The organism is Marinobacterium aestuariivivens, from assembly GCF_042661465.1.
In the GTDB taxonomy this organism is placed as follows: Bacteria; Pseudomonadota; Gammaproteobacteria; order Pseudomonadales; family Balneatricaceae; genus Marinobacterium_A; species Marinobacterium_A aestuariivivens.
Map to the genome: position 1 here is coordinate 4,712,662 of NZ_JBHSWE010000001.1, position 15,489 is coordinate 4,728,150.

Sequence of the window (15,489 nt, forward strand, 5' to 3'; positions counted from 1 at the left end):
AGTGCAAACGATTGCACCATGTTGTTGGGCGTTTTGTCAACCATGTTTGTGCAGGTTTTTCAGCTTCTTTGTGTCCGGCATTCAGAACAGGCAGGAATAAAGATATAAGGATGTGGGGCGATAGCGCCGCTCTGGCTGGCTGTCGCCGGATGAATTTTCTGCCTGTCCATGACTTGACATTACCTGGCAACGTGTGGTGCAATCGATTGCATTCAGGGTCTGGCGGGGTTTCCCCCTGGCTCCTGGCAGTTGACGGTCACGGCTTTGCCCTGTTGGACAAGCTCGATATCTGCAGGGCCTTTTTACTTTTCGACACCGCAAACGATTGCGTTGTCGGCGCAACCAGAATCAAATAATCAAGGTGAAGCGATGGACATTATCAAGCCCACTGAGCCCCAAATTATTCTTCCCGATGATATCGATCCCAGGTGGGACTGGAGTCGCCCGATTCCGTCCCCGGGTCGGTCCGCGGTAGACTTCGAGGAGCGGGTCGATTTCCGTCGCCTGCATCGCTATCGCACCGGACGTGCCCGTCAGGCGCTGGCCAACTCCAGCCTCGGTGCCATTCTTTGCTTCGATAACAACAACATCCGCTATCTGACCAGCAGCGTGATCGGCGAGTGGTCGCGCGACAAAATCTGTCGTTACACCCTCTTTACCGGCAACTCCGAGCCGTACCTGTGGGATTTCGGTTCGGCTGCCGCACATCACCGGCTGTTTGCGCCCTGGCTTGAAAAGGAACACTGTCACGCCGGCATGCTTGGTCTGCGCGGCTCGGTCAGCGAGAAGGCTGGACTGTTCAAGCGCGCCGCCAAGCAGATAGCGGACCTGCTGCGCCATGAAGGGGTCGCCGACCTTCCGCTCGGTGTCGACGTCGTCGAGCCGCCGATGTTCTTCGCCCTTCAGGCAGAGGGACTCACCGTGGTCGATGCCCAGCAGGTGATGCTGGATGCGCGCGAAATCAAGAGCATGGACGAGATTATCCTGCTCAATACGGCGGCGTCGATGGTCGATGGCGCCTATCATCTGATCGCCGAGAACCTGAAGCCCGGTGTGCGCGAGAACGATATGGTCGCCCTGGCGAACAAATTCCTCTACGAGCAGGGGTCGGACGATGTCGAGGCGATCAATGCGGTATCCGGCGAGCGCTGCAGCCCGCATCCGCACAACTTCACCGATCGCATGTACCGTCCGGGCGATCAGGCCTTCTTCGACATCATTCAGTCGTTCATGGGCTATCGCACCTGCTACTACCGTACGCTCAACGTCGGTTTGCAGACCCCGGGACAGGTCGACGCCTACAAGCAGGCGCGTGAGTGGATCGACGATGCGATCGCACTGGTCAAGCCCGGCATGACCACCGACAAGATCGCCGCGGTCTGGCCAAAAGCCGAGGAGTTCGGTTTTGCCAACGAAATGGAAGCCTTCGGGCTGCAGTTCGGCCACGGCCTTGGCATGGCGTTGCATGAGCGACCGATCATCAGTCGTCTGGTGTCCTTCGATCACCCGTTCGAGCTCAAGGAAGGCATGGTGTTCGCGCTCGAAACCTACTGCCCGGCGATGGATGGCAGCGGGGCCGCCCGAATCGAAGAGGAGGTCGTGGTCACCGCCGACGGTTGCAAGGTGATCACACTGTTCCCGGCGCAGGAACTGTTCGTCGCCAACCGCTACTGACAGAAAAGGCGACAGGGATGTCGCCTGTATGCCGGTCGGGTATGCAAGTCGGTTCGTCCTTCTTTCCAGTCATCTAAACGGGTGTAAAAATGACCAATGATGTTCTGAAAACTGTTCCCCTCGAACTCTATATCAACGGCCAGTGGCTACCCGCGTCCGATGGCGGGACCTTTACCGTTTACAATCCGGCTAACGAAGAGGCACTGGCCTCGGTCGCGTCGGCGACAGAAGCCGATGCCCTCAAGGCGGTAGATGCGGCCCATCGCGCCGGCGAAGCCTGGCAAGCGCGAGCGCCTCGTGAGCGTGCCGAAATCCTGCGCAAGGCCTTCGAGCTGATGACCGAGCGTCGCGAGGCGATTGCGGCTCTGATTTCCCTCGAAGAGGGCAAAACCCGGGCTGAAGCCCTAGGCGAGGTGGCCTATGCGGCCGAGTTCTTTCGCTGGTACGCCGAAGAGGCGGTTCGCGATCAGGGGATGCTGGCGCGTTCGCCGGCCGGGGCCAACAATATCCTGGTACAGCACCAACCGGTCGGCGTCTGCCTGCTGATTACGCCCTGGAACTTCCCGGCCGCAATGGGCACGCGCAAGATCGCGCCGGCCCTGGCGGCCGGCTGCACGACCATTCTCAAGCCGGCGTCCGAAACGCCGCTGACGGCATTGCTGTTGGCGGGGCTTCTGGAGGAGGCCGGTGTGCCGGCCGGCGTGGTCAATGTAATCCCGTCCAAGCGCTCGTCGGTCATGTCCAACAGCATCCTCGGCGACGCACGGGTACGCAAGATCTCTTTTACCGGGTCCACTGAAGTCGGGCGTCTGTTGCTGGCCAAGGCCAGCGAGCGGGTCGTCAACTGCTCCATGGAGCTGGGCGGCAACGCGCCCTTCGTGGTGCTGGACGACGCCGATATGGACGTGGCCATCGAAAGCGCCCTGGTTGCCAAGATGCGCAATGCCGGCGAATCCTGCATCGGCGCCAACCGCTTCTATGTGCACAGCTCGATCATCGACGAGTTTTCCCGACGTCTGGCCGAGCAGATGGGCCAGTTGAAGGTTGGCCACGGTCTCGAGCAGGGCGTCGACGTCGGGCCGCTGGTCAACGCTTCGACCCGGGACAAAGTGGCGGAGCTGGTGGATCAGGCGGTGGCGCAGGGAGCAACAGTACTGACCGGCGGCGAGTCGATCTCAGGTAAGGGTTTCTTCTACAAGCCTACCGTAATCACGAATATCCCCGAGAGCGCCGATATTTGCCGCACCGAGATCTTCGGTCCGGTGGCGGCGATCTACCCGTTCGAAACCATCGACGAAGCGGTGAGCAAGGCCAACGACACCGAATTCGGGCTTGCGGCCTATGTTATCGGGCGCGATGTCGGCCGGGCGCTGGCGGTGGCGTCCCGTATCGACGCCGGCGTCATGGGGATCAATCGTGGGTTTGTTTCGGATCCGGCAGCGCCCTTTGGCGGCCTCAAGCAGAGTGGCATCGGTCGCGAAGGCTCCCAGGACGGCCTGCACGAGTTCATTGAGAAGAAATATATCGCCGTCGATTGGTAAGGCACAGTTCCGGCTGGCGGGGCCGTACCAATCGCTCATCCCGTATTGCCCTGGTTCAGAGCCGAAGGGCCCGCCAGCTTTTTTATTACAGGTAAAAGGCACTTCAGTGACCGGGCCTTCAACGATCCCGCTTTCCTTGAGCATGCCTTGAACAAGACAGGAGTTACCAAATGCCTAAGGCGAAGAAGATCTCATTGGGTGTGGACTGGCTTGAGATCCAGGCCACCGCTTCGGACTGGGACACGGCCGGAAAAACCGGCTGTCTCAAGATGCTCAGTCACATGCATCTGATCCGCGCCTTCGAGGAAGCGCTGCTCGGACTGGAAAAACACGGCCTGGTACATGGCCCGCTGCATGTCAGTGTCGGCCAGGAAGGTGCCATCGTCGGTGCGCTGTCGGTATTGCGCGACTCGGACCTCGTCAACGGCTCGCACCGGGGGCACCATCTCTTTCTCGCCAAGGCATTGAATTACCTGCACGATCCGCACCTGGATCCGTCTACGCAGCCGTTTTCCGATGCGGTGCGCGAGATGCTGTATCGCACCATGGCCGAAATCATGGGGCTCAGCCCCGGTTATTGCAACGGCCGGGGCGGCTCTATGCACCTGCGCTGGGAAGAGGCCGGCGTGCTGGGCACCAACGCCATCGTCGGTGGTGCCGTACCGATCGCCGCCGGCGCCGCCTGGTCGAAGAAGCGCGACGGGGATCAGGATCTGGTGCTGACGTCGTTCGGCGATGGTTCCTGTCATATCGGCAACGTGCTGGAAACCCTGAACCTGTCGGCACTGTACGATCTGCCGCTCTGTTTCTACATCGAGAACAACGGTTATGCCGTTTCGACCACGGTGAAGGAACAGGCGCGCGAAACCCGGATGTCCGCTCGCGGGCTGGGCTTTGGCATCCCGTCGTTCCGTGTCAACGGCATGGATCCGATGAGTGTCAGGACGGCGATGATGCAGATCGAGGAGTTGCTGCGCGAAGGTCGCGGTCCGGCGATGCTGGAGGTCGACGTCTATCGCTACTATCACCACAGCGGCGGTATCAAGGGCAGCGCCTTCGGTTATCGCGACAAGGCCGAGGAAGAGGAACGCCGCAAGCAGGACCCGATCGAATGCATGGAAGCGGGCATGCTCCAGCGTCGCTGGATTACCGAGGAGGAGCTGGACTATCTCCGGGACAATGCGGCTCAGGCCGTGGAGTCGGCGGTCGAACGACTGACGCAAAAGGAAGGCAGCCGTCGCACCATCATTGCCGGTCTCTGGCCGGATCCGAAAACCTGCGACGAGGACCTGCGTGGCGACCTGTCGGAGCTGGCCGGCACCGAATATGTCGAGGAAGCGACCTACAGCGGCAATCTCGATGAGGTCAAATTCATCGAAACCATCGCCAAGACCATGGTGCGCCGGTTCGAGGATGACGACCGCTACTACGTGCTCGGCGAGGATGTGCACAAGCTCAAGGGCGGCACCAATGGCGCCACCAAGGGCATTCCGGAGCGCTGGCCGGACCGCTGCGTGCCGACGCCGATCGCCGAACACGGTTTCGTCGGCATGGCCGGCGGCACCGCGATGGTCGGCAAGTACCGCCCGATCGTCGAACTGATGTATCCGGATTTCGCGCTGGTGGCGGCCGACCAGCTGTTCAACCAGATTGCCAAGGCGCGCCACATGTTCGGTGGCAAGGTCCGGGTGCCGCTGGTTCTGCGTACCAAGATCGCCATCGGTACCGGCTACGGCTCACAGCACTCGATGGATCCGGCCGGCCTGTTCTCGATGTGGCCGGGCTGGCGTATCGTCGCGCCCTCGACCCCGTTCGACTATGTCGGGTTGATGAACAGCGCACTGAAGTGCGAAGACCCGGTACTGGTGATCGAGACCGTCGATCTCTACGGCAAAAGCGGTATGGGACCGGTCGAAGACTTCGACTATTTCATCGAGCTGGGCAAGGCCAAGGTGGTGCGCAGCGGCCAGAAGTTCACGGTGCTCACCTATCTCAACATGGTCAGCCAGGCGGTCGAGGTCTGCGAGAAACTCGGCATCGACGCCGAAGTCATTGATCTGCGCTCGCTGGATCGCGCGGGTATCGACTGGGATACCCTCGGCGAAAGTATCCGCAAGACCAACCATGTGGTGGTGCTGGAGCAGGGCAGCCTGACCAACTCCTACGGTGGCATGCTCGCCGACGAGATCCAGAAGCGCTACTTCGACTACCTGGATCATCCGGTGCGCCGCATTTATGGCGGCGAATCTTCGCCCAGTGTCTCCAAGATACTGGAGCGTGCGGCCTATGTCGGCGAGGAGGAGATTACCGCCGGCTTCCAGGCGGCCCTGGCAGACATGGGCGCGGCACTGAAAAAGGCCAGCGCCTGAACGGGGCAGCAGGTCGGGGTCGATGGATCCTGGCCTGCCTGCCATAGATTCCTTTCCGGGACCGGGGCCCACAGGCTGCGGATCCCACCAGATGCAGATTGCCGGAGGCATTATGACGAGCAACGAATCAGGCCTGCCGGGTTTGCGCGGCACCGACCATATCGGCTTTACCGTGCCGAACCTGGACGAGGCGGTGGCCTTTTTTGTCGACGTGATCGGCTGTGAAGCCTTCTATGAGCTCGGTCCCTTCGAAGGGGGCGAATGGATGGCGCAGCAACTCGGCGTGCATCCGCAGACGGTCATGAAAAAGCTGAAGTTCCTGCGCTGCAAGCACGGCTCGAACTTCGAACTGTTCGAATACCAGGCACCGGATCAGAACAGGGAACAGCCGAAGAACAGCGATATCGGCGGCCATCATCTGGCCTTCTATGTCGACGATTTCGACGCGGCGCTCGATTACCTCAAGGCCAATGGCGTGGAGATCATGGGCGAGCCGGTGGTGCGTACAGCCGGCCCCAGCGGCGGCCAGACCTGGGTTTATTTCAAGGCGCCCTGGGGCATGCAGTTGGAGCTGCTCAGTTACCCCAACGGCAAAGCGTACGAGAAAGATTATCAGCATAAGCTCTGGCATCCGGCGCATCCCGCCGAATAGGCGTTATTCAAGCCTGACGCTCGTGGCCCCGAACAAGACTTAAGGAGACAGACAAGTGCCCGTAGCCATTACACTCCCCCCGTTACCCCCGATTTCGACGCCGGTACCATTGGCGCCTGGACCAAGCAGGTCGGCGACCCGGTCGAAAAGGGAGACGTTATCGTCGAGATTGAAACTGACAAGGCACTGGTCGAAGTTGAGGCCGAAGAGAGCGGCGTGCTGGGCCGTATTCTGGTCGAGGGCGGCCAGAGCGACGTGCCGGTGCACTCGACCATCGGCGTACTGCTGAAAGAGGGTGAAACCGAGGCCGATATCGACAGCTTCCTCAACGGCGCCGACACGGCTGTGCCCAGCGATACCGCGTCTGCGCAGGCGGCGACCGACGTCGCCAGCGAGTCCGCTCCGGTTGCCACGGCGGCGCCGACTGCGGCCGAGGTGCCGGCCGGTGAGACACGCATCTTTGCCAGCCCGCTGGCCCGGCGCATTGCCAGTCAGAACGATGTCGAACTGTCGGCGCTGAAGGGGCGCGGGCCCAACGGTCGCATCCTCAAGGCCGACGTCAACGACTTCATTGGCACTCGCAGTGCGGCGCCCGTGGCGCCGGCACAACAGGCGCCGGCTGCGGCTTCGGCACAGGTGGTGCCGCTGCAGACGAAACAGACGCCGGTTGTTCACGGCGACCACGAAGCGATCCCCCACAGCGGCATGCGCAAGGTGATTGCTTCGCGCCTGGTCGAGTCGAAGCAGACGATTCCGCATTTCTACCTCAGTGTCGATTGCGAAATCGATGCGTTGCTGGCATTGCGCGCCAGCCTCAATGCAGAGTCGCCGGAAGGGGATGGACGTTACAAGCTGACAGTCAACGACTTCGTCATCAAGGCGTCTGCGCTGGCGTTGCGCGATGTGCCGGAAGTCAACGCCAGCTGGACCGATACCGAGGTACTGCGCTACCGGGATGTCGATATCTCGGTGGCGGTCTCGACCGAGGATGGCCTGATTACGCCCATCGTCCGCAAGGCCGATACCAAGGGGCTGGCGACGCTGTCGAACGAAGTCAAGGAACTGGCCGGTCGGGCCCGGGAAGGGCGACTGAAGCCCGACGAGTACAAGGGCGGCGGTTTTTCGATCTCGAACCTCGGCATGTACGGCATCAGTTCCTTCAACGCCATCATCAACCCGCCGCAGTCCTGCATCCTGGCGGTCGGTGCAGCCGAGAAGAAACCGGTGGTGCGCGGGGACGAGCTGGCGGTGGCAACGCTCGTCAGCTGCACCCTCTCGGTTGACCACCGGGTGGTTGACGGCGCCGTCGGCGCGCGTTTCCTGCAGGCATTCAAGCACTACCTGGAACATCCGACCCATCTGATGCTTCGCGGTGGCTGAATGGCCATCAAGGACCTGAATCATCATTCCTAACAGAGGATCAGAACGGGATATGAATACTTACGATTTGATCGTGGTGGGCGGTGGCCCCGGCGGCTATGTCGCGGCCATCCGGGCGTCTCAACTGGGCATGAAAACGGCACTGGTCGAACGGGAGCACCTGGGCGGGATCTGCCTGAACTGGGGCTGTATTCCCACCAAGGCGCTGCTGCGCTCGGCCGAGGTCATCGACCAGATTCGCCATGCCGACCGCTACGGCGTCTCGGTGAGCGGACTGGAGTTCGACCTTAAGAAGATCGTCGCGCGCTCCCGCGGGGTAGCCGGCACCCTCAACAAGGGGGTCGGCCATCTGCTGAAAAAGAACAAGGTCGATGTCTACTCCGGCCATGCGCAACTCAAGGGCGGTGGGCAGCTCGAGGTCAGCAGTGATAAAGGGAAGGAGGAGCTGGCCTCCAACAGTATCGTGCTGGCGACTGGCGCCCGGGCCCGTAGTCTGCCGGGTATCGAACCTGATGGTAAGTTGGTCTGGACGTACAAGGAGGCCATGACCCCGGAATCATTGCCTAAATCGCTGTTGGTGATGGGCGCAGGCGCCATCGGCATCGAGTTTGCGAGCTTCTATAACAGCCTCGGTGTCGAGGTCACGGTGGTCGAGGCGCTGGATCAGATCCTCCCGATCGAGGATGCCGAGATCGCGGCGCTGGCCGACAAGGCATTCCGCCAGAAAGGCATCCGGATCCTGACCGGCGCCCGGGTGACCGAACTGCGCAAGGGTGCGGATTCGGTGGTCGCCGTGGTCGATAGCGCCGGCGGGCGGGAAGAGATCGAGGTGGAGCGGCTGATCTCCGCGGTCGGCGTGGTCGGCAATACCGAAAACATCGGGCTGGAAAACACCCGTGCCGAGGTGGAGCGCAGCTTTATCCAGGTGGACGAGTGGTCGCAGACCGCAGAGCCCGGCCTCTATGCCATCGGCGACGTCGCCGGCGCCCCCTGCCTTGCCCATAAGGCCAGCCACGAAGGCATTATCTGTGTCGAAAAGATCGCGGGTATCGAGGGGCTGACACCGCTGGACAAGGGCGCCGTGCCGGGCTGTACCTACAGCAGCCCCCAGGTCGCCAGTGTCGGCCTGACCGAAGCCAAGGCCCTGGAGCAGGGTTACAAAGTACGGGTGGGGCGCTTCCCGTTCAAGGCCAACGGCAAGGCGATCGCACTGGGCGAACCCGAGGGGCTGGTGAAAACCGTCTTTGACGACAAGACCGGCGAGCTGCTCGGAGCCCACATGATCGGTCCCGAAGTGACCGAGATGATCCAGGGCTATGTCGTGGCCCGTCAGCTCGAGACCACCGAGCATGAGCTGATGCATACCATCTTTGCCCATCCGACCCTGTCGGAAAGCATGCACGAGGCGACCCTCGACGCTTACGGCAAGGCGTTGCATATCTGATCGTCCATTGCTGCGGGGCCGCAGGCCGGTTTGAGGCCCCGCAGGTCGGTCCGAGCACCCGTAGGTCGGTCTGAGGACGAAGCCCGACACCAGAGCATGATGTTCAGAAGGTAGCCCGCAGTGATACTGGATCCGTTTTTTCTGCTGTGTGCCGTGCCGGCGGTACTGATCTTCGGCATTGCCAAGGGAGGCTTCGGCGGGTCCATCGGTATCGTCAGCGTTCCGCTCATGGCCTTTGCCGTCAGTCCGTTGCAGGCGGCTGCCATTCTGCTGCCGATTCTCTGCGTCATGGATATTCTTGCGATGAAAAAATTCTGGCGCCGCTGGGACGTCGAGAATCTCAAAATCATGCTGCCGGCAGCGATTCTCGGCGTGGTGATCGGAACCTTCACCTTCAAGTACCTCTCCGAAGCCCATGTCCGGCTGCTCATTGGGCTGCTGGCGCTGGGCTTCTCCCTCAACTATTACCGCAAGGGACAGCAGCAGGAGCAGGGGCGGCGCCCCGGCGCCGTGCAGGGCACCTTCTGGTCGGTGCTGGCCGGCTTTACCAGCTTCGGTATCCATGCCGGTGGTCCGCCGGTCAGCGTCTATCTGATGCCGCAGAAATTGCCTCCGACCATCTTCGTCGGCACCTGCTCCGTCCTTTTCTGCGTCACCAACTACGTCAAGTTGGTGCCGTACTTCTGGCTGGGGCAGTTCAGCGCGGATAATCTCTGGACCTCGCTGATGTTGCTGCCGCTGGCGCCTCTGGGCGTCGGGCTGGGTTACTGGCTGCACAGCCGGTTCTCGGCGGCGCAGTTCTATGGTTTTTTCAACTTCTTTCTGATGATTGCCGGCATCAAGCTGATCTACGACGGCCTGATGGCGTTATGAAGGACCGCCGAACGACGGTACCTCAGGGTTGACTTGATGCAAACGATTGCATAAAGTAGGTCTGTGTTCGACGGTCCTGGCGGGCCCGACATAGCCGCCTGGAAGCTTTCAATTTGCCCTGAGGATGAACCCTATGCCCACTTACGTATACGAAACCATTCCGGCCGACAGCGATACTGCGCCACGCCGCTTTGAAGTCGTACAGAAAATGTCCGACGAACCGTTGAAATCCGACCCGGAAACCGGGCTGCCGGTGAAACGACTGATCAGCGGCGGCCTGGGCATCAAGCTCAAGGGGCTAAGGCGCAGCACCCAGGTCAATAAACTGAGCGCAGCGGCGACGGCCTGCGGCTGCTCGACGGGCTGCGGCCATCGTCACTGAAGCTGCCCCGCGGTTTGGTCGGGCGCCGGGCTTTGCTACCCGGGCCCTGACCTGTATCCTTCCCGGTAAAGAGCCTGTCGGCCCTGTCCGAAAGATTACGGTCATGGCGGAATGGTTACCTCGATAGCAGCCAATTGTCCGGTGTTCAGGGATCATGAGCGGTAAAAAGGTTACATTGCGGGATATTGCCGAGCACCTCGGCGTCAACACCTCGACGGTTTCGCGCGCACTGAACCCGAAGACCAGCAAGATGCTGACGGCGGAGCAGGTGCGTAGAGTGCAGCAGGCTGCTGATGAGCTGGGCTACGTGCAGAATACCATGGCCTATGCCCTGAGAAAGGGCCGCTCGATGACCATTGGGGTGATCATCCCGGATCTGATGAACCCGGTGTTCCCACCAATCCTGAAAGGGATCATAAACTATCTAAACCGCGAAGGTTACACCTCCATCATCGCGTACTGCGAAAACGATATCGAGCTGGCGCTGACTGAAATCAAACGGATGCGGGGCCGTCAGGTCGACGGTTTTATTCTGGCCGGTGCCTTCAGGGATGATGCTTCCGTCGATTACTGTGTAGAAAACAAAATACCGGCCATCACGGTCGGTCGTTCGATCGACAAGGACCTGGTCGACAAGATCGTGATCGACAATGAGTCGGGGATGCAGCAGATTATCGAGCACCTGCTCGAACTGGGCCACAAGGAGATCGCGCTCATTGCCGCGACGCAGAATATTTCCGATGGTTACGAGCGCTACCAGGCCTATCGCCACCTGTTGCAAGAGCAGGGTATCGAAGTCAAGGAAGACCTGATCGTCTTTGCCCAGGCGTTCAAGCATGCGGCGGGCCAGGAGGCCACTCGAGAGCTGTTGGCCCGCAAGGTTCCTTTTACCGCTGTGATCGCCGCCAACGACCTGGTGGCCCTCGGCTGCATCGAAGAGCTGGAAAACCACGGCCTGAATTGCCCTGCAGATGTCTCGGTCATCGGCTTCAACAACATGCCCTATCTGGATCAGTTCCGGGTGCCGCTGACAACCATCGAGATTCCGCGCCTGAAAATGGGTGAGAAAGCTGCCAGGCTGATACTCGAGCGATTGAACAAGCCGAATATGCCCCTGCAGCACATCGTACTTGAGCCCAAGCTTCTGGAGCGGCGCTCGACCGCCCCGTGCAAGGGCTAGGTGGCCCAGAACCCGCCTTCAAGAATTAGCGATAAAACCTTCTACGAACCGGCGTTGGCCGCTGCGATGTGCTGTTTTCGGGTCCTCAGGGTTTCGGTGATGGCGTGCGCCGGCTGCGGCCGGCTGAACAGGAAGCCCTGTACCTCGTCGCAGCCGGCCGCGCGCAAAAAGTCCGCCTGCTCCTGAGTTTCCACGCCCTCGGCGATTACCTTGAGACCGAGGTTCTGGCCCAGGGCGATCACCGCGCAGGAGATCGCCTGGTCGTCGGCGTCGCCGGGCAGATCGCGGACGAAGGCGCGGTCGATTTTCAGCCGGGTCAGCGGCAGGCGCTTGAGATAGGACAGCGACGAGAATCCGGTGCCGAAGTCGTCGATGGCGAGTTCGAAGCCGAGGTCGCGCAGACGGTGGAAGAGCTCGATCGCACGTTCCGGATTCTGCATCAGAAAATCCTCGGTAACCTCCAGCTCGAACCATTCGGGTTTGCAGCCGTGGCGGTCCAGCCCGTCCCGGATCAGTTCCAGCTGACGCTCGCTGTCGATCTGGCGGCTCGACAGATTAATCGCGACCACGCCGGGATCGAGGCCGGCCTCGTGCCACCGGCGTGTCTGCTGCATCACCATCTCCATGACGCAGTTGCCGATGCGGGCAATCAGACCGGAGCCTTCGGCGATCGGCAGAAAGCGTCCCGGCAACAGCAGGCCCTGGGTCGGGTGCTGCCAGCGCACCAGCGCTTCCATGCCGATGAAGGCACGGGTCTGGAGGTCGAACTGGGTCTGGTAGTGAACCAGGAACTCGTCATGGGTCAGCGCCCGGTGCAGCTCCGACGCCAGCGATACGTGCTCCATGGCGCGGCGGGTAAGCTGCTGCGAGTAGTAGCGGTAGATGTTCTTGCCGTCTTCCTTGGCCTTGTACATGGCGGCGTCGGCGTTGCTGATAAGCGCCTCGGTGGTCGAGCCGTCATGGGGGTAGATACTGATGCCGATGCTGGTGGTAACGAACAGGCGGTGTTCGTCGAGCTGGTAGGGGGCTCGATGCACTTGATCAGCTTCTGGGCCAGGATGGCCGCATCGTCGCTGTGTTGCAGCGGGGACATGATCACGGTGAACTCGTCGCCGCCGAGCCGCGCCAGGGTGTCGCTGGCCCTGATGGTTTCACTGAGGCGGTGGGCGGCCATCCTCAACACCTGGTCGCCCGCCTGATGGCCGAGGCTGTCATTGATCTCCTTGAAACGGTCGAGATCGATGAACAGCAGCGCGAAGCGCTGCCGGTCCCGCCGGCCCCTGAGCAGTGTCTGCTCCAGCCGGTCGAGGAACAGGGTGCGGTTGGGCAGGCCCGTCAGCAGGTCATGGTGGGCGAGCTGCTGCAGGCGTGCCTGTTCTTCATGCAGTTCGCGCAACAGCCGGGTGTTCTCGGTAATATCCCGGAACAGCTCGATCACGCCATTCAGACTGCCGTCGGGCAGTACCAGTGGCGTGGCGACCCGCTCGATATAACGGCGGTCCCCGCTGGTTGTCAGGTAGCTGCAGGTTTCGGAAGTCCGGTCACCGGGACCGGGCAGGCGACCGCTATCGCGCTCGACGCCCGGCTGGGGCGGAGGCAGGGGCCTGTTGCAGGGGTGTCCGGGCTCGCTGTCCCGGGCGGCGCGATTGAGCAGTCTGACTTTGCTGTCGATATCTCTTACCACCATGGCATCCTGGACACTGTCGACCACGTTCTGCAGGAAGGCGCGCGCCTCACGCACGCGCTGCTCTTCGCGCACCCGGTCGCTGACGTCATGGGAGACCGTGATCATGCTCTGGATCTTGCCGCTGTGGTCGTAGAAGGGCACGGCATAGGTTTGCAGCCAGTACTGATCGCGGGCATAGGGGCGGTGCAGGCGGTACTGGAGATTACCGCTCCTGCCGTCATAGGCAGAGGCGACCAGTCGTTCGAAGGTCCCGTGGTCGGGCGGGGCGACGAAGCGGCGGATAAAGCTTTCGCCGATCGCCACCTCGGGGTCGGTCCGCAGCATCCGGGCGCCGGCACTGTTGATACTCTGTATGTGACCGTCGGGATCGAGGGTGATGACACAGGCCGGCTCGGCCTCGATGAGGGTGTGCAGGTACTCCTGATGATCCTTCAAGGTCGCGGTCTGACGCGCGATCTCCTCGTTCAGCTGATCGACCGAAAAGGTGGTGCGGCGCAAACGGCTGAGCATGTGGTCGAAGCCGCGGGCCAGTTCGCCGAGTTCGTCATTGCGCTGGTCGCCGATGCTCAGGGACAGATTGCCGGCGGCGGCCCGGCGCAGTTGTTCGAGCATCAGGTCCAGTCGTCCCTTCAGGTTGCGCGAGAGCTGGAAGGCGATCAGCGTCAGGACCAGTGCCAGGGTGATCATCAGGCCCTGGGACAGCAGTCGACCCTGGTGCGCCGCCTCGCGCATGCGTGCCTGGGCCAGACTGCCGAGCCGGCTCGCAGCCTCTGTCATCTCCTGCAGGGTGGCATAGATGCGGTAGGTCACCTGCCGCTGTCCGGGGCTGTCGGCGGGCGCGGTGCCGATCAGGGCGCTGAGGTGCTCGACCGTCGTATTCTGATAGCTGATGCTGTGAATAAAGCGATAAGCCTGCTCCGGCTTGGCCGTCAGCGTCTCCGACAGTGCCGCGCGCGCCCGGTGCCACTCGGAGAGACTGTAGCTGTCATGGAACGACAGGTAGAGGCCGAAGCGGGTATTGAGGCGGGTAACGGCCTGCTGCACCGCATCGGCATAGTGGAGCTGTTGCATCGCCTGCTCGACGCGACCGGCGCTCCACTGGTGAACCAGCCAGCCGCACAGCGCAACGGCAGCGGCGAAAGAGGACAGCAGCAGCAGGCGGGATCCGACCTTCATCGTCTAGAGGCCCTCGGTTTCAGGGACCACCTGTTGCAGCAGGCGGCTGTCCAGCAGGCGGCGGAAGTCGGGCGGCGGTTGCGGTGCCACCGCGCCGGTGGCCAGTGCCCAGCGTGCGGCACTGTCGAGCGATATCAGTAACGAATGGCCCATGCCGAGGCGGAAATTGTAATCCGGCCAGAGCCAGTTGATGAAACCGGGCTCCAGACCCAGCCGGGCGCGGATGATGCCCTGGGCCGCCGACGGGTCCCGGTGCATGAACTCTATCCCCTGGTCCAGCGCCTTGAGAAACGCCAGCAGTGCGTCGGCCCGGACCTGCAGCGTATCCTCCCGGGTCACGAGGTTGAAGTTGAGGCTGTAGAGCCCCTTGCCGGGCAGTACCACCGCCTTTTCGCCCAGGGCCTTGACGATCTCGTAACCGAAGGGTTCCCAGGTCGACAGGGCCTGTACCCGGTTCTGTTCCAGCAGCGCTGCGCTCATCTCGTCGGCCTGCAGGGGCAGGGTTTCGATCTCGTTGTGATCGATGCCGTGCATCAGCGCCACGTTGTGCAGGAAATATTCGCTCGAGGAGTCGTCGATGACCGCTACCCGGGCGCCTGCCAGGTCGCGCAGGTGGCGGATGGGGCCGTCGGCGCTGGCCAGCAGCTTGACATCGTTATCGGAGGAGACGAAGGAGGCAAGAACCCGGAAGTCCTGGCGTTCGAAACTGCGGAACATCACCACCGACTCCGAGCTGGTGGCCAGATCCGCCTGGCCCGCGACCATGAGGTCGAAGCTCAGGTTGCCGCCGGGTACCTCGATCAGCTCGACCGCAAGGCCCTGATTGCGAAAGTAGCCCTGTTGCGCCGCGATGTAGACGGGCGCCGACAGCGGACTGGTGGCGACGGCGATGGTCAGCCGTTGCAGCGGCAGCGCTGGCCGGTTTAACAGTGCCAGGGCCACGACAACGGCCAGAAGACTCAGGCTGATCAGCGCAAGGGCCGGCAGCGGCATGGAGCGATAGCTCATCAATGGGTGACATCCTGTTCCCACCGTGAATGAAGATTACCGGTCGGTCATACCCTTGCCCGTACCGTACAACAACCTGCCATATATTGCGGCAAGCATAGCCCATGGCGGCAGCCTTGGGTA

10 protein-coding genes and 2 pseudogenes are annotated in these 15,489 nt (G+C 61.8%); 9 read left to right on the top strand and 3 right to left on the bottom strand.

The annotated features are described in order from the left end of the window. Positions 1 to 369: 369 nt before the first annotated feature. The 9 genes and pseudogenes from ACFQDL_RS24690 to ACFQDL_RS24730 all read left to right on the top strand — a co-directional run bounded on the left by ACFQDL_RS24690 (position 370) and on the right by ACFQDL_RS24730 (position 11,495). Positions 370 to 1,674, top strand: a complete 1,305-nt coding sequence (locus ACFQDL_RS24690) for a M24 family metallopeptidase (protein ID WP_379911331.1) — start codon at positions 370 to 372, stop codon at positions 1,672 to 1,674. An 89-nt stretch (positions 1,675 to 1,763) separates the two neighbouring features. Further along, positions 1,764 to 3,215, top strand: a complete 1,452-nt coding sequence (locus tag ACFQDL_RS24695) for an NAD-dependent succinate-semialdehyde dehydrogenase (protein WP_379911332.1) — start codon at positions 1,764 to 1,766, stop codon at positions 3,213 to 3,215. Positions 3,216 to 3,385: 170 nt separating this feature from the next. Continuing rightward, the gene (locus tag ACFQDL_RS24700) at positions 3,386 to 5,584 is read left to right on the top strand and encodes a dehydrogenase E1 component subunit alpha/beta (protein WP_379911333.1); all 2,199 of its coding nucleotides are present in this window, start codon (positions 3,386 to 3,388) and stop codon (positions 5,582 to 5,584) included. Between the two features lie 112 nt (positions 5,585 to 5,696). Beyond that, a complete protein-coding gene (locus ACFQDL_RS24705) occupies positions 5,697 to 6,236 on the top strand; it encodes a VOC family protein (RefSeq protein WP_379911334.1) in 540 nt (179 codons plus the stop codon). Between the two features lie 87 nt (positions 6,237 to 6,323). Beyond that, positions 6,324 to 7,616: pseudogene (locus ACFQDL_RS24710) on the top strand (pyruvate dehydrogenase complex dihydrolipoamide acetyltransferase); the annotation flags it as partial. Positions 7,617 to 7,668: 52 nt separating this feature from the next. Continuing rightward, positions 7,669 to 9,060, top strand: a complete 1,392-nt coding sequence (gene lpdA, locus ACFQDL_RS24715) for a dihydrolipoyl dehydrogenase (protein WP_379911335.1) — start codon at positions 7,669 to 7,671, stop codon at positions 9,058 to 9,060. Positions 9,061 to 9,180: 120 nt separating this feature from the next. Next, the gene (locus ACFQDL_RS24720) at positions 9,181 to 9,933 is read left to right on the top strand and encodes a sulfite exporter TauE/SafE family protein (protein WP_379911336.1); all 753 of its coding nucleotides are present in this window, start codon (positions 9,181 to 9,183) and stop codon (positions 9,931 to 9,933) included. A 133-nt stretch (positions 9,934 to 10,066) separates the two neighbouring features. Continuing rightward, complete coding sequence (locus tag ACFQDL_RS24725) at positions 10,067 to 10,315, top strand: FmdB family zinc ribbon protein (RefSeq protein WP_379911337.1); 249 nt, start codon at positions 10,067 to 10,069, stop codon at positions 10,313 to 10,315. A gap of 154 nt (positions 10,316 to 10,469) precedes the next feature. Further along, on the top strand, positions 10,470 to 11,495 hold the full coding sequence (locus tag ACFQDL_RS24730; protein WP_379911338.1) for a LacI family DNA-binding transcriptional regulator: 1,026 nt from the start codon (positions 10,470 to 10,472) through the stop codon (positions 11,493 to 11,495). A gap of 41 nt (positions 11,496 to 11,536) precedes the next feature. On the opposite strand, the gene ACFQDL_RS24735 is transcribed toward ACFQDL_RS24730, so the two are convergent. The 3 genes and pseudogenes from ACFQDL_RS24735 to ACFQDL_RS24745 form a co-directional block, all read right to left on the bottom strand. Beyond that, the gene (locus ACFQDL_RS24735) at positions 11,537 to 12,409 is read right to left on the bottom strand and encodes a putative bifunctional diguanylate cyclase/phosphodiesterase (RefSeq protein ID WP_379913318.1); all 873 of its coding nucleotides are present in this window, start codon (positions 12,407 to 12,409) and stop codon (positions 11,537 to 11,539) included. Between the two features lie 30 nt (positions 12,410 to 12,439). Beyond that, positions 12,440 to 14,358: pseudogene (locus ACFQDL_RS24740) on the bottom strand (diguanylate cyclase domain-containing protein); the annotation flags it as partial. A gap of 3 nt (positions 14,359 to 14,361) precedes the next feature. After that, on the bottom strand, positions 14,362 to 15,366 hold the full coding sequence (locus ACFQDL_RS24745) for an ABC transporter substrate-binding protein (protein WP_379911339.1): 1,005 nt from the start codon (positions 15,364 to 15,366) through the stop codon (positions 14,362 to 14,364). Positions 15,367 to 15,489 lie beyond the last annotated feature (123 nt).

Excerpts from the sequence above, each read along its gene's own strand:
- ACFQDL_RS24690 (WP_379911331.1), top strand. The coding sequence starts at position 370 with ATGGACATTATCAAGCCCACTGAGCCCCAAATTATTCTTCCCGATGAT.
- ACFQDL_RS24695 (WP_379911332.1), top strand. The coding sequence starts at position 1,764 with ATGACCAATGATGTTCTGAAAACTGTTCCCCTCGAACTCTATATCAAC.
- ACFQDL_RS24700 (WP_379911333.1), top strand. The coding sequence starts at position 3,386 with ATGCCTAAGGCGAAGAAGATCTCATTGGGTGTGGACTGGCTTGAGATC.
- ACFQDL_RS24705 (WP_379911334.1), top strand. The coding sequence starts at position 5,697 with ATGACGAGCAACGAATCAGGCCTGCCGGGTTTGCGCGGCACCGACCAT.
- lpdA (WP_379911335.1), top strand. The coding sequence starts at position 7,669 with ATGAATACTTACGATTTGATCGTGGTGGGCGGTGGCCCCGGCGGCTAT.
- ACFQDL_RS24725 (WP_379911337.1), top strand. The coding sequence starts at position 10,067 with ATGCCCACTTACGTATACGAAACCATTCCGGCCGACAGCGATACTGCG.
- ACFQDL_RS24730 (WP_379911338.1), top strand. The coding sequence starts at position 10,470 with ATGAGCGGTAAAAAGGTTACATTGCGGGATATTGCCGAGCACCTCGGC.
- ACFQDL_RS24735 (WP_379913318.1), bottom strand. The coding sequence starts at position 12,409 with ATGTACAAGGCCAAGGAAGACGGCAAGAACATCTACCGCTACTACTCG.
- ACFQDL_RS24745 (WP_379911339.1), bottom strand. The coding sequence starts at position 15,366 with ATGAGCTATCGCTCCATGCCGCTGCCGGCCCTTGCGCTGATCAGCCTG.